The organism is Variovorax sp. GW823-FHT04F07 (assembly GCF_058795995.1).
The window spans coordinates 169,691-182,504 of sequence record NZ_JBXAIG010000004.1; the positions used below are offsets into that span (position 1 = coordinate 169,691).

Annotated in this window: 13 protein-coding genes; 11 read left to right on the forward strand and 2 right to left on the reverse strand. The window is 68.2% G+C overall.

Annotated features, from left to right (window positions below; genetic code table 11):
• The first annotated feature begins 17 nt into the window (after positions 1-17).
• Entirely contained in the window at positions 18-491 is a 474-nt protein-coding gene (gene recX / locus AC1RAA_RS19885; protein ID WP_307695264.1) for a recombination regulator RecX, read from the forward strand.
• Positions 460-903: an SRPBCC family protein gene (locus AC1RAA_RS19890; RefSeq protein WP_492730196.1), complete on the forward strand. Its 444-nt coding sequence runs from the start codon at positions 460-462 to the stop codon at positions 901-903. The genes recX and AC1RAA_RS19890 overlap by 32 nt, the downstream gene beginning before the upstream one ends.
• Before the next feature lie 12 nt (positions 904-915).
• Here AC1RAA_RS19890 and yiaA read toward each other — a convergent pair whose 3' ends face one another.
• Positions 916-1,356 (reverse strand): inner membrane protein YiaA, encoded by a 441-nt coding sequence (yiaA, locus tag AC1RAA_RS19895; protein ID WP_062482786.1) that lies wholly within the window; start codon positions 1,354-1,356, stop codon positions 916-918.
• 114 nt (positions 1,357-1,470) lie between these two features.
• Here yiaA and AC1RAA_RS19900 point away from each other — a divergent pair, with 114 nt between their 5' ends.
• The 3 genes from AC1RAA_RS19900 to scpC all read left to right on the forward strand — a co-directional run bounded on the left by AC1RAA_RS19900 (position 1,471) and on the right by scpC (position 4,845).
• A complete protein-coding gene (locus AC1RAA_RS19900) occupies positions 1,471-2,193 on the forward strand; it encodes a hypothetical protein (protein ID WP_369645658.1) in 723 nt (240 codons plus the stop codon).
• Positions 2,194-2,326: 133 nt separating this feature from the next.
• Complete coding sequence (locus tag AC1RAA_RS19905) at positions 2,327-3,277, forward strand: bestrophin family protein (RefSeq protein ID WP_492730199.1); 951 nt, start codon at positions 2,327-2,329, stop codon at positions 3,275-3,277.
• 68 nt (positions 3,278-3,345) lie between these two features.
• The gene (scpC, locus tag AC1RAA_RS19910; protein WP_492730201.1) at positions 3,346-4,845 is read left to right on the forward strand and encodes a succinyl-CoA:acetate CoA-transferase ScpC; all 1,500 of its coding nucleotides are present in this window, start codon (positions 3,346-3,348) and stop codon (positions 4,843-4,845) included.
• A gap of 57 nt (positions 4,846-4,902) precedes the next feature.
• Here scpC and argC read toward each other — a convergent pair whose 3' ends face one another.
• Positions 4,903-5,826 (reverse strand): N-acetyl-gamma-glutamyl-phosphate reductase, encoded by a 924-nt coding sequence (argC, locus tag AC1RAA_RS19915; RefSeq protein ID WP_492730203.1) that lies wholly within the window; start codon positions 5,824-5,826, stop codon positions 4,903-4,905.
• 207 nt (positions 5,827-6,033) lie between these two features.
• Between argC and sucC the strand changes: the two genes are divergently transcribed.
• The 6 genes from sucC (at position 6,034) to AC1RAA_RS19945 (ending at position 12,797) form a co-directional block, all read left to right on the forward strand.
• On the forward strand, positions 6,034-7,200 hold the full coding sequence (gene sucC / locus AC1RAA_RS19920) for an ADP-forming succinate--CoA ligase subunit beta (RefSeq protein WP_062475330.1): 1,167 nt from the start codon (positions 6,034-6,036) through the stop codon (positions 7,198-7,200).
• A gap of 10 nt (positions 7,201-7,210) precedes the next feature.
• Complete coding sequence (sucD, locus tag AC1RAA_RS19925) at positions 7,211-8,104, forward strand: succinate--CoA ligase subunit alpha (protein ID WP_056575184.1); 894 nt, start codon at positions 7,211-7,213, stop codon at positions 8,102-8,104.
• A gap of 116 nt (positions 8,105-8,220) precedes the next feature.
• Positions 8,221-8,904: a TerC family protein gene (locus tag AC1RAA_RS19930; RefSeq protein WP_062475329.1), complete on the forward strand. Its 684-nt coding sequence runs from the start codon at positions 8,221-8,223 to the stop codon at positions 8,902-8,904.
• A 28-nt stretch (positions 8,905-8,932) separates the two neighbouring features.
• Positions 8,933-9,742, forward strand: a complete 810-nt coding sequence (locus AC1RAA_RS19935) for a Stp1/IreP family PP2C-type Ser/Thr phosphatase (RefSeq protein WP_062475327.1) — start codon at positions 8,933-8,935, stop codon at positions 9,740-9,742.
• A 73-nt stretch (positions 9,743-9,815) separates the two neighbouring features.
• Positions 9,816-10,466 (forward strand): FHA domain-containing protein, encoded by a 651-nt coding sequence (locus AC1RAA_RS19940; protein WP_095747310.1) that lies wholly within the window; start codon positions 9,816-9,818, stop codon positions 10,464-10,466.
• A gap of 72 nt (positions 10,467-10,538) precedes the next feature.
• Positions 10,539-12,797, forward strand: coding sequence for a CHASE2 domain-containing protein (locus AC1RAA_RS19945; RefSeq protein WP_492730206.1), 2,259 nt, complete (start codon positions 10,539-10,541; stop codon positions 12,795-12,797).
• Positions 12,798-12,814: the final 17 nt, after the last annotated feature.

The window sequence follows — 12,814 nt, forward strand, 5'->3', positions numbered from 1 at the left end:
CGACCCACCACCCCCGAATGGCCTTCAGCGCCCCCTCCCTCAAAGGCCGCGCCCTGCGCCTCCTGAGCCAGCGCGAGCATTCGCGCGCGGAGCTGGAGCGCAAGCTGGCCAAGCACGAGGAAGAGCCCGGCACGTTGGCGAAGGCGCTCGACGAGCTGGCGGCCAAGGACTTCATCAGCGAGCCGCGCGTCGTCGCCTCGGTGCTGCACCAGCGCGCCGCCCGTTCGGGCGCGTTGCGCGTGAAGCAGGAGCTGCAGGCCAAGGGCATCGCGCCCGAAGCCATCGCGCAGGCGGTGGCCGGCTTGCAGGAGACCGAAGTCGAGCGCGCCACGGCCCTGTGGCGCCGCCGCTTCGACGCGCCACCCGCCGATGCGAAGGAGCGCGCGAAACAGATGCGATTCCTGATGGCGCGCGGTTTCTCGGGCGCCGTCGTGTCCAAGGTGCTCAGGAGCGACTTCGATGACACAAGCGACGACCCCAGCGGCGAATGAAGGCGACGCGGCCCTGTCCCGCGTCATCACGCAGCGCGTGCAGTGCGAATGGCGCGGCGCCTATGCGCTCGCGTCCGATCCGAAGCGGCTGCCCGACTGGGCCAGCGGCCTCGCGAAGAGTGCGCTGGTGCCGCACGGCGACCACTGGATCGTGCGCACGCCCGAAAGCGGCGAGGCCCGCATGCGCTTTGCGCCGCCCAACGACCTGGGCGTGCTCGACCACTGGGTGGCGCCCGAAGGCGTGCCCGAGGTCTACCTGCCGTTTCGCGTGATCGGCGTGGCGCCTGGCGTGTGCGAGCTGCAGTTCACGCTGCTGCGCCAGCCGCACATGGACGATGCGGCCTTTGCACGCGATGCCGGATGGATCGCGCGCGACCTGCAGGCCCTGCGCCGCCTGCTCGAGGCGGGCTGAGCCCGGCCTGGTTTACTCGGTGGCCGTGACGTCGTCGGCCAGCGGGTTCTCGGCCTTGTACGCGGCGATGTCGCGCACGTTCTTCTGCACCGCCACCGCGCCGAACAGGCTCAGCAGGAAGGCCATGGCGTAGAAGCCCTTTTCGCTCGCGGCCAGCGAGGCGTTGAACAGGCCCACGGCCAGCAGGCCCACCGACAGCAGCAGCGAGACCCAGCACAGGCCGAAGTAGATGCCGGTGACCGAGATGCCCTCGAGCCGGTCGCGCACCGTCTTTTGCAGCGACACGGCCGAGAACAGGCCGTACATGAGGATGGTGAAGTAGTAGCCCTTCTCGTTGAGCTGCATCGCGGCATTCCACAGCCCGAGCAGGTACACGATGGCGCCGATGATCAGCGCGGCCCAGGATGCGGCGACGAATGCGCCGGTCGGTTTCTGAAACTTGACGGTTCCCATGACGATCCTCCTCGTTGTTGTGTGGCGCGATTATGGTGCGGGAAGGCGGTGGCATGATCGCCAGCGACCGGCCTCGCAGGAGGCGGCTTTCCAGAAAAACCGGAGGAACCCTTCATGTCGTCGCCACCCGCCCACCCGCAGTCTCTCGTTCGCACCGGCGCCAAGGCCGGCTTCGCCTTCGCCGGCTCGGCCATCAAGGGCGCGCTGATCGGCCTGTTTCTCGGCGGCGGCGTGTTCTTCTACTACCTGAGCCAGCTGCAGGGCCCGGGCATCCCGGCGGCGCGCGCCGGTGGCGCGGGCGCCATCCTGGCGCTGATCATGTCGCCGCCGTTGCTGGTGGCCGTGCTGCTGTCTTTGTTCGTCGGCGTGTACTTCCTGCTCGGCGTGCAGCGGGGCCGCGCCCGCGCGATGCAGCACCTGGTCGCGGCGCGCGGCGAGGCCGTGTCGCAGCGCCTGGGCGACGCCATCGCGGGCCGCATCGAAGCCATGCCGCGCACCCACGGCGGCTTGCAGCGCGTGGCCGACTGGCTGTCGCCCGACGCCCTGTGCCAGCAGCTCGCACCGGTGCTCGGCGAAGGCCGGGCCGTGCGCGCGGTGGTCGGCTTCGTGCTGGGCCGCCTGCCCCTGAGCGACATGCTGGCCGAGTGGCAGCAGGAACGTGCCGCGCACGGTGCGACGACACCGGCGACGGGTGAAGACCCTGCCCTGCGCGCCCTGCTCACGCGCCGCATCCACGAGGTGCTGCAGGAGATGGCGACGCCCTCGCGCAAGCTCTTCTACATCGCGCTGGTGGCGCAGGCCGTCCTGCTGGGCGTGGGGCTGTGGCTCGTGCGCTGAGCCCGACCGTCTTCGTTGGTCTTGGGGCGCGTGGCCGCCCTCGCGCTGACGCCTCGGCGACAATCAGCGCCCGCGCGGGCCTTGCGGCGTGCGCGGCCTCCATGCCTGCCTGTCTCCCCTGCCCCCCGCTTTCATGATCGTCCGGAAACGCCCGTCCGGGCTCAAGCTGTTTCTGTCCTGGCGGGGCTCCGTCCTGCCGCGCATCGCCGCGGCGCTGACGCTCAACGTGATCGTGGCGATCGTCGTCACGGTGCTGCACGGGCGCTTCGGCTCCATCAAGATCCCGCTGGGCACCGTGCCCTTCGCGCTGCTCGGCCTGCCGCTGGCGATCTTCCTGGGCTTTCGCAACACCGCGGCCTACGACCGCTTCTGGGAAGCGCGCAAGCTCTGGGGCGAGGTGATCCTGCGCTCGCGCAACCTGGCGCGCCAGTGCCAGAGCCTCATCGACGGCGATGCGCCGGTGAACGCCGGCGCCGACACCGTCCGCCGCCTGGACGACCTGCGCGTGCGCATGACCTTGCGCGCCGCGGCCTTCGCCCATGCGCTGCGCCACCAGCTGCGCGGCACCGACGCGGCAACTGACACCCAACCTTTCCTGCGCGAGGCGGAGTGGCAGGGCCTGACCCAGGTCGCCAACCGGCCGCATGCGCTGCTGATGCACATGGGCGCCGACCTGCGCGAAGCGCTGCGCGCGCGGCGCATCGACCCGGCGCTGGCGGCGGGTGTCGACGGCACGCTGTCGGCGCTGAGCGCGGCGGCCGCGTCGTGCGAGCGCATCCTCAGCACGCCCATCCCCTTTTCGTACACCCTGCTGCTGCACCGCACGGCGTACCTGTACTGCTACCTGCTGCCCTTCGGGCTGGTGGACTCGGTCGGGTTCATGACGCCGGTGGTGGTGCTGATCGTGGCCTACACCTTCTTCGGTCTGGACGCGCTCGGCGACGAGATCGAGGAGCCCTTCGGCACCGAGTCGAACGACCTGCCGCTCGAGGCCCTGTGCCGCACGCTCGAGATCGACCTGTGCCAGTCGGTGGGCGCCCCGGCGCCGGCGCCGCTGGTGCCGGTCGACTACTTCCTGCGCTGACACCCGCCGCGCGCGCGGTGCCGGCTTTTCTTTTCCCTGCCTGACGAAAGAAAGACGTTTTGTCCCCCATGCCGCACGAAGACCGCATCCGCCTGCCCGCCCTGCGCAGCAGGATCACCACCGCCGAGGCCGCAGCCGAATGGATCCGCGACGGCATGGTGGTCGGCATGAGCGGGTTCACGCGCGCCGGCGACGCCAAGGCCGTGCCGCTGGCGCTCGCGGCCCGCGCGCGCCGCGAGCCGATGAAGATCACGCTCATGACCGGCGCCTCGCTCGGCGGCGACGTGGACCGCCAGCTGACCGAGGCCGGCGCCATCAGTCGGCGCATGCCGTTCCAGGTCGACACCGTGCTGCGCCAGGCGATCAACCGCGGCGAGGTGATGTTCATCGACCACCACCTGTCGGAAACGGTCGAGATGCTGCGCACGCGTCAGATCCCGCCGATCGACATCGCGATCATCGAGGCCGTGGCCATCACCGAGACCGGCGCGCTGGTGCCGAGCACCTCGATCGGCAACAGCGCGAGCTTCGCGATCCTGGCCGACAAGGTGATCGTCGAGATCAACACCTCGCAATCGACCGCGCTCGAAGGGTTGCACGACATCTTCATTCCGAAGCACCGCCCGCAACGCGAGCCGATGCCGCTGGTGGCGCCGCACGACCGCATCGGCACCAGCGCCATCCAGATCCCGCCCGAGAAGATCCTGGGCATCGTCATCACCGACAAGGCCGACAGCACCTCGACCGTGCTGCCGGCGGACGCCGAGACCGCGGCCATCGCGGCGCACCTGGTGGCGTTCTTCGAGCGCGAGGTGGCGCAGGGCCGGCTCACCGAGCGGCTGCTGCCGCTGCAGGCCGGCATCGGCACGGTCGCCAACGCGGTGATGTCGGGGCTGGGCGCGGGGCCGTTCGAGCACCTCACGATGTATTCGGAGGTGCTGCAGGACTCGACCTTCGACCTGTTCGACGCCGGCAAGCTCGACTTCGCCTCGGGCTCGTCGATCACGCTGTCGCCCGCGAAGGCGCGGCAGGTGTTCGGCGACCTGGCGCGCTACAAGGACCGGCTGGTGCTGCGGCCGCAGGAGGTGAGCAACCACCCGGAGATCATCCGGCGGCTGGGCATCATCGCGCTGAACACGGCGCTGGAGGCCGACATCTACGGCAACGTCAACTCGACCCACGTGCTGGGCACGCACATGATGAACGGCATCGGCGGCTCGGGCGACTTCGCGCGCAACGCCTACCTGTCGATCTTCGCGACCAAGTCGGTCGCCAAGCAGGGCGCGGTGTCGAGCATCGTGCCGATGGTGTCGCACGTGGACCATGCGCCGCAGGACGTCGACATCCTGGTCACCGAGGTGGGCCTGGCCGACCTGCGCGGGCTGGCACCGCGCGAGCGGGCGGCGGCGATCATCGCCAACTGCGCGGCCGAGCCGTACCGCGCGATGCTGCAGGATTACTACACGCGTGCTGTGGCGACCTGCGGCGGCCACACGCCGCACCGGCTCGAAGAGGCGTTTTCGTGGCACGTGCGCTACCGCGACACGGGCACGATGCGGGCCGACTGAAAGCAAAAAGGCCGGTCCTTGCGGGCCGGCCTTTCTCTTATCAGTGCTTGACGTGGCTCAGAGCGCCAGCATCAGCTTGAGGTTCTGCACCGCGGCGCCGCTGGCGCCCTTGCCCAGGTTGTCCAGGCGCGCGATCACCACGGCGTGACGGTGGTCCTCGTTCGGGAACACGCGGATTTCCAGCTGGTTGGTGTCGTTGAGCGCCAGCGCGTCGAGCTTGCCGTTCTCGGTCGGCGGCAGCACCTTCACGAACTGCTCGGGCGTGTTGCTCCGGGCGTAGTGCGCGGCCAGGGCGTCCTGCAGGTCGCCGGCCTTGGGCTTGCCGGGCAGCAGGTCCAGGTGCAGCGGCAACTGCACCAGCATGCCCTGCTTGAAATTGCCCACCGACGGAATGAAGACCGGGCGGCGCGTGAGGCCGGTGTAGGTCATGATTTCGGGGATGTGCTTGTGCTTCAGGCCCAGCGCGTAGGTCTCGAACAGCGGCGCCTTGCCGCCCTCGTAGTCCTCGATCATCGTGCGGCCGCCGCCCGAGTAGCCGCTCACCGAAGGCAGCGACACCGGGAAGTCGGCCGGCAGCAGGCCCGCGTCGACCAGCGGGCGCACCATGGCGATGGCGCCGGTGGCGTAGCAGCCGGGGTTGCCGACGCGGTCGGCCTGGGCCACGGCCTGCCAGTGGCCTTCGACGAGTTCGGGGAAGCCGAAGACCCAGCCCGGCGCGATGCGGTGGGCGGTCGAGGCGTCGATGATCTTGGGCTTTTGGCCCGGGAGCTGGTCGATCAGCGCGACCGACTCGCGCGCCGCGTCGTCGTGCAGGCACAGCACCACGAGGTCGACGCCGGCCATCAGCTCGCGCTTGGCGGCCACGTCCTTGCGCAGCTCGGGCGCGATGCTCACGAGCTCGATCTGCGGCATCGTCTGCAGCCGCTCGCGAATTTGCAGGCCGGTGGTGCCGGCTTCGCCGTCGATGAAAACCTTGGCCATATCGGAGTATGCGTAGGGTGGCTAGAAGAAAGTACGTATTGACCGCAACCGCGCATCAAGTATTGGTGCGGCGCACCATGATACAGTCCGCGGTTGTTCGCCGCCCCCAGCCGTCAGGCTGCCGTCGCCCGCGAACAACAGAGCAGAAACAACAGTCTCACTCCCGATCTCCCGTTCTCAACCTCCTCCTTCCGAGAGACATCCCTCATGAAGATTCACGAGTACCAAGGCAAGGAAATCCTTGCCAAGTTCGGCGTGCCGGTGCCGCGCGGCATCCCGGCCTATACGGTTCAGGAGGCGGTCGAGGCCGCCCAGAAGCTTGGAGGCCCGGTCTGGGTCGTCAAGGCCCAGATCCACGCGGGTGGCCGCGGCAAGGGCGGCGGCGTCAAGGTCGCCAAGTCGATCGAAGACGTCAAGAAGCTGGCTGGCGAGATCCTCGGCATGCAGCTCAAGACCCACCAGACCGGCCCTGAAGGCCAGAAGGTGCGTCGCCTCTACATCGAAGACGGCGCCGACATCAACAAGGAATACTACATTTCGGCCGTGACCGACCGCGCCACCCAGAAGGTGGCGTTCATCGCTTCGAGCGAAGGCGGCATGGACATCGAGGAAGTGGCCCATTCCACCCCCGAGAAGATCATCACGGTCTACGCCGACCCCAAGGACGGCCTGACCGACGCGCAAGCCAAGGAAATCGCCGACGGCATCGGCATGCCGGCCGATTCGACCGCCCAGACGGTCGACATCCTGAAGAAGCTCTACACCTGCTACATGGAGACGGACGCCTCGCTGGTCGAGATCAACCCGCTCAACCGTGACAGCAAGGGCAACGTCGTCGCCCTGGACGCCAAGTTCAACTTCGACAGCAACGCGCTGTTCCGCCACCCCGAAATCGTGGCCCTGCGCGACCTGGACGAAGAAGACGCGGCCGAAGTCGAAGCCTCCAAGTTCGACCTCGCTTACATCTCGCTGGACGGCAACATCGGCTGCCTGGTGAACGGCGCCGGTCTGGCCATGGCCACCATGGACACCATCAAGCTGTTCGGCGGCGAGCCGGCCAACTTCCTGGACGTGGGCGGCGGTGCCACCCCCGAGAAGGTCACGGAAGCCTTCAAGATCATGCTGAAGAACAAGAACGTGGAAGCCATCCTCGTGAACATCTTCGGCGGCATCATGAAGTGCGACACCATCGCCACCGGCGTGATCGCAGCCTGCAAGGCCGTGAACCTGCAAGTGCCGCTGGTCGTGCGCATGAAGGGCACCAACGAAGTCGAAGGCAAGAAGCTGCTGGCCGAGTCGGGCCTGCCGATCATCAGCGCCGACACCATGGCGGACGCGGCCCAGAAGGTCGTGGCAGCAGTCAAGAAGGCCTAAGGAACAAGTCATGTCGATCTACATCAACAAAGACACCAAAGTCATCACGCAAGGCATCACCGGCAAGACCGGTCAGTTCCACACCGAGAAGTGCCAGGAATACGCGAACGGCAAGAACGCCTTCGTGGCCGGCGTGAACCCGAAGAAGGCCGGCGAGTCGATCTTCAACATCCCGATCTTCGGTTCGGTGAAGGAAGCCGCCACGCAGACCGGCGCCACCGTGTCGGTGATCTACGTGCCGCCGGCAGGCGCCGCGGCCGCCATCTGGGAAGCTGTCGAAGCCGACCTGGACATGGCGATCTGCATCACCGAAGGCATCCCGGTTCGCGACATGCTCGAAGTGCGCAACAAGATGAAGGCCAAGGAAGCGGCCGGCGGCAAGAAGACCCTGCTGCTGGGCCCGAACTGCCCCGGCCTGATCACGCCCGACGAGATCAAGATCGGCATCATGCCCGGCCACATCCACCGCAAGGGCCGCATCGGCGTGGTCTCGCGCTCGGGCACGCTGACGTACGAAGCCGTGGCTCAACTGACGGAAATCGGCCTGGGCCAATCGTCGGCAGTCGGCATCGGCGGCGACCCGATCAACGGCCTGAAGCACATCGACGTGATGAAGGCCTTCAATGACGATCCGGACACCGACGCCGTCATCATGATCGGCGAAATCGGCGGCCCCGACGAGGCTGACGCAGCCCGCTGGTGCAAGGACAACATGAAGAAGCCGGTCGTCGGCTTCATCGCCGGTGTCACCGCCCCTCCCGGCAAGCGCATGGGCCACGCCGGCGCGCTGATCTCGGGCGGCGCCGACACGGCCGAAGCCAAGCTCGCCATCATGGAAGAGTGCGGCTTCACCGTGACGCGCAACTTCTCGGAGCTGGCCAAGCTGCTCAAGGGCAAGCTGTAAAAAGCACACGCACCGCTGGCGGCATTCCCGCCGCTCGCATTACCACGCAGAAATGAAAAAGCGCCCGCATTGAGTTGCGGGCGCTTTTTTAACTACAACACAGTGGAATCAGAGACATGGAACTTCTTCAAAGCACGGACTTCTGGATCGGCCTGATCAAGATCGTCTGGATCAACATCATCCTCTCGGGCGACAACGCCGTCGTGATCGCCATGGCGGCGCGATCGCTGCCGCCCGCGCAACAGAAAAAAGCCGTGCTGTTCGGCTCGGGCGCGGCCGTGGTGCTGCGCATCGTGCTGACGGTGGTGGCGGCCAAGCTGTTGGCGCTGCCCTACTTGCAGATCATCGGCGGCGCCCTGCTGCTGTGGATCGGCCTGCAGCTGCTCAGCGAGGAAGACGAAGGCGACGGCGAGTCCAAGGAATACGGCAGCATGTTCGCGGCCGTGCGGACCATCCTGCTGGCCGACCTGGTGATGAGCCTGGACAACGTGATCGCCGTGGCGGCCGCCGCGCAAGGCAGCATGGTGCTGCTGGTGTTGGGTCTGGCCATCAGCATCCCCTTGGTGATTTTCGGCAGCACGCTCATGATCAAGCTCATGGAACGCTTCCCGATCATCGTCATGCTGGGCGCCGCGCTGATCGGCTGGGTCGGCGGCGAGACCATTGTGAGCGACGTGTCGCTGCACGAGGCGCTGGCGGCCAACCCCTGGATGCACTACGTGGGCGCGATCGCCGGCGCGGTGCTCGTCGTGGCCCTGGGCCGCTTCCTGCAACGGCGCGCACGCGCTGCTGCGCACTGATCCCTTAAAAAGCGAGCGCTGACAAACGATGGCAGGTGTTGGCGTTTCCCTTTTCTCCAGTCGACCGGCGCTGAGCTGGGAGTTTGCGGCGCTGACCGATGTCGGGCGCCTGCGCGCTCACAACGAAGACGCTGTGCACGTCGACCCGGCCCTCGGCCTGGCGCTGCTGGCCGACGGCATGGGCGGCTACAAGGGCGGCGAGGTGGCCAGTGCCATGGCCATTTCACTGATGCACGCGAGCTTCGGCCGCTGGTTCGCCCAGGCCGGCATGCAGGCGCCGGCCCGCGTGGTCCGGCGTGCGCTGCAGGCGGCCACCGACGAGGCCAACGGCGCCATCCTCCAGGCAGGCATCACCCACGAAGAACTGCGAGGCATGGGCACGACCCTGGTGCTGGCGGCGTTCCGTCCCCAGCGCGTGGTGGTCGGCCACATCGGCGATTCGCGCTGCTACCGCCTGCGCAACAACAAGCTGGAGCAGCTCACGCGCGACCATTCGCTGCGCCAGCAGCAGCTCGACGCGGGTGCCATCACGCCCGAAGAGGCCTTGAACTCCCCCACCCGCAACCTCGTGACGCGGGCCATGGGCGTGGAAGCCCAGGTGTTGCTGGAGATGCACGAGCACAGCGCCAGGCCGGGCGACCTGTACATGCTGTGCTCCGACGGGCTCAGCGAGATGGTGCCGGATGCGCAGCTTTTCACGCTTTTGAGCCGTGATCTGGGGCTGAAGGAGATGGCTTCACTTTTGGTTGCAATTTCAAACGACAATGGCGGACGGGATAACATTTCAGTTGTTCTGGCCAAGGCGGGCGTCAGCGAAGCGACCCGCGGGGCCATGTAGCAGCCAACCCAGGCGGCGGACCGTTTGCGCCGCCTGACGGTGCTGGATCTTTGCAAACGGGGAGTAATCGGCCATGCCGAAGATGATCATTTCGGTCGATGGCGTCGTCATCGGCCAAGTGGCGCTCGCCAAGAACCGCACGACGTTGGGCCGGCGCGCCTACAACGACATCGTGATCGACAATCTCGCCGTCAGCGGCGAGCATGCCGTGCTGCACATGAGCGGCGGCGAAGTCGAAATTGAAGATCTCAACAGCACCAACGGCACCTACGTCAATGCGCTGGCCGTCCAGAAGCAGGCGCTCCAGGACAACGACGTCATCGAGGTCGGCGGCTGCCGCATCCATTTCCGCTCGCACAGCAACCTCATGGCCGGCCCCGGCTCCGTGCGGGCCTCGCTCTCCGAGTATTCGGCGCCGATGCCGCTCTCGTCGGCGCCCACCGAATCGGGCGCACTGGTCGAGCTGGGCGTGCCCGTGCTGCGCGTGCTCTCGGGCGCCAACGAAGGCCAGGACGTCCCGCTGCAGAAGGTGGTCACCACCATCGGCAAGCCCGGCGTCGCCGTGGCCGTCGTCACCCGCCGCCGCCAGGGCTACGTGGCGGCCACCGTCGTCGGCAGCGTCACGCTCAACGGCGCCCCGCTGGGCGCCGAGGCCGTCGCGCTGCAGGAGGGCGACGTGCTCGAACTCGGCGGCGCCTCGCGCATGCAGTTCGTCCGGATCTGAGCCGGCCCGGACGCCCCGCTCCGCTCCCCGTTTTCTCGCCGGCAGGCATCCGTTGTCCAAGGCTGATCGGCCATGAGCGCATTGCGGCGGCACTGGCCGCGCATCGCCATCACGCTGCTACCGGTGGTGCTGGCGCTGCTCCATGCCACCGGCGCCTGGCGGCTGGGCGTGATCGAGCACCTGGACCACCTGATCTACGACGCCCGCCTGCGCGCCACCATGCCGGGCACGCCCGACACGCGGGTCGTGATCGTCGATGTCGACGACGCCAGCCTGGCGCGCGAGGGCCAGTGGCCCTGGCCGCGCGACAAGATTGCCAACCTCACGACGGAACTGCTGGCCCGCCAACACGTGGCTGTGCTCGGCTTCGACGTGATGTTTCTCGAGCCCGATCGCAGCTCCGGCCTCGGGCGCCTGAAGGAGATCGCAGCCGGGCCATTGAGCGGCGTGCCGGGCCTCGCTGCCGAAATCGATCAGCTCGCGCCGACCCTCGACCACGACGCCACACTGGCCCAGGCCCTGCGCGGCCAGCCCGTGGCGCTGGGCTACTACTTCACCCGCACCGAACAGCCCAGCGCCAAGGGGCTGCTGCCGGCGACGCCCGTGCTGCCGCCCGACGCCTTTCCGCCCCATGCTTCCTTCGTCACGCTCTGGAACGGCTTCGGCGCCAGCCTGCCGGTGCTGGGGCGCGCGGCGCCGGTCGCGGGGTTCCTGAACACCCTGGTTGGTGACGGCAGCGACGACGGCGTGATTCGCAGCGTGCCGCTCATTGCCCGCTACGAAGGCGAGCATGCGTCGCCCGGGCACTACGAGTCGCTGGCGCTGGCGGTGTACCGGCTGGCGAACGGTTCGCCGCCCGTGCGGCCGGCGCTCGTGGCCGGCGACGGCAACTTTCCGCGCCTGCAGGCGCTGGTGCTGGGGTCGTTGCGCATCCCGGTCGACCAGAGTGCCAGCCTGCAGGTGCCGTTTCGCGGCCCCGGCGGGCCGCGCGCAGGGTCGTTCCGCTACGTGGCCGCTGCCGACGTCCTCGAGGGCCGACTGGCGCCGGGTGAGTTGAAGGACAAGATCGTGCTGCTCGGCGCCACCGCGCCCGGCCTGCAGGACCTGCGCGCCACCCCCATCGGCGCCGCGTTCCCGGGCGTCGAAGTGCACGCCAACATCGTCTCGGGCCTGCTCGACCGGCGCCTGCTGGCCGTGCCCGACTACGCGCCGGGTTATGAAGTGCTGACCGTGTTGGCGGGGGGGCTGCTGCTCGCGTTCGGACTGTCGCTGCTGTCCGCATCGCGCGCCGTGCTGCTCGGCGCCGGCGTGGTCGCCGCGCTGGTCGGCCTCAACACCTGGCTCTACGTCGGCCACAGCCTCGTGCTCCCGCTGGCGTCGGCGCTCGTCATGGTGGCGCTGGCCTTCGCGCTCAACATGAGCTGGGGCTATTTCGTCGAATCGCGCGCGCGGCGCGGGCTGGTGCGGCTCTTCGGCACCTACGTGCCGCCGCAGCTGGTCGACGAAATGCTCGTGCGCCCCGGCCGCTACAGCATGCGCGCCGAGAGCAAGGAAATGACCGTGATGTTCTGTGACATGCGCGACTTCACCCGGCTGTCCGAGCAGATGGCGCCGGCCGAGCTGCAGGCCTTCCTGAACACCGTCTTCAGCCGGCTCACCGAGGTGATCAGCGCGCACCGCGGCACCGTCGACAAATACATGGGCGACTGCGTCATGGCCTTCTGGGGCGCGCCCATCGACACGCCCGGCCACGCCGCGCTCGCCGTGCAGGCGGCGATCGACATGGCCGCCGCCGTGCACGACATCAACCGCCAGCACCGCGCCAACGGCCGCCCCGAGATCAGCGCGGGCATCGGCCTGAACAGCGGCCTCATGAGCGTCGGCGACATGGGCTCGACCGCGCGCCGCAGCTATACCGTGGTTGGGGACGCGGTCAATCTCGCGTCCCGGCTGGAGGGCCTGAGCGGACACTACGGGGTCGAGATCGTTGCCAGCGGCGCCACCCGCGAGGCGGCGCCCGGGTTCGTCTGGCAGGAACTCGACAGCGTGCGCGTCAAGGGCAAGGCCCAGGCCGTCGCCATCTACACCCCGCTCGCGCCGGAAGCCACAGCCGAGGCGCAGGACACACGGCAGCAACTCGACCGCTGGAGCCAGGTGCTCGCCGCCTACCGCCGGCAGGATTGGGCGCTGGGCCGGAACTTGCTGGCTCCCCTGCTCGCCGCGGATGCGAAAAAAGTCCTTTACCAGCTCTACGCCCAGCGTTTAGCCTCGATGGCGCTTCGCCCGCAAGACCCGGACTGGGACGGCGCCACCCGGTTCGACACCAAATGACGACAGACGCATACAAG

What these genes read in the sequence shown, in the direction of transcription:
- AC1RAA_RS19940 (WP_095747310.1), top strand. Translation starts at nt 9,816, where the DNA reads ATGCCGAAGATGATCATTTCGGTCGATGGCGTCGTCATCGGCCAAGTG.
- recX (WP_307695264.1), top strand. Translation starts at nt 18, where the DNA reads ATGGCCTTCAGCGCCCCCTCCCTCAAAGGCCGCGCCCTGCGCCTCCTG.
- sucD (WP_056575184.1), top strand. Translation starts at nt 7,211, where the DNA reads ATGTCGATCTACATCAACAAAGACACCAAAGTCATCACGCAAGGCATC.
- AC1RAA_RS19935 (WP_062475327.1), top strand. Translation starts at nt 8,933, where the DNA reads ATGGCAGGTGTTGGCGTTTCCCTTTTCTCCAGTCGACCGGCGCTGAGC.
- AC1RAA_RS19905 (WP_492730199.1), top strand. Translation starts at nt 2,327, where the DNA reads ATGATCGTCCGGAAACGCCCGTCCGGGCTCAAGCTGTTTCTGTCCTGG.
- sucC (WP_062475330.1), top strand. Translation starts at nt 6,034, where the DNA reads ATGAAGATTCACGAGTACCAAGGCAAGGAAATCCTTGCCAAGTTCGGC.
- argC (WP_492730203.1), bottom strand. Translation starts at nt 5,826, where the DNA reads ATGGCCAAGGTTTTCATCGACGGCGAAGCCGGCACCACCGGCCTGCAA.
- yiaA (WP_062482786.1), bottom strand. Translation starts at nt 1,356, where the DNA reads ATGGGAACCGTCAAGTTTCAGAAACCGACCGGCGCATTCGTCGCCGCA.
- AC1RAA_RS19890 (WP_492730196.1), top strand. Translation starts at nt 460, where the DNA reads ATGACACAAGCGACGACCCCAGCGGCGAATGAAGGCGACGCGGCCCTG.
- AC1RAA_RS19945 (WP_492730206.1), top strand. Translation starts at nt 10,539, where the DNA reads ATGAGCGCATTGCGGCGGCACTGGCCGCGCATCGCCATCACGCTGCTA.
- AC1RAA_RS19900 (WP_369645658.1), top strand. Translation starts at nt 1,471, where the DNA reads ATGTCGTCGCCACCCGCCCACCCGCAGTCTCTCGTTCGCACCGGCGCC.
- AC1RAA_RS19930 (WP_062475329.1), top strand. Translation starts at nt 8,221, where the DNA reads ATGGAACTTCTTCAAAGCACGGACTTCTGGATCGGCCTGATCAAGATC.
- scpC (WP_492730201.1), top strand. Translation starts at nt 3,346, where the DNA reads ATGCCGCACGAAGACCGCATCCGCCTGCCCGCCCTGCGCAGCAGGATC.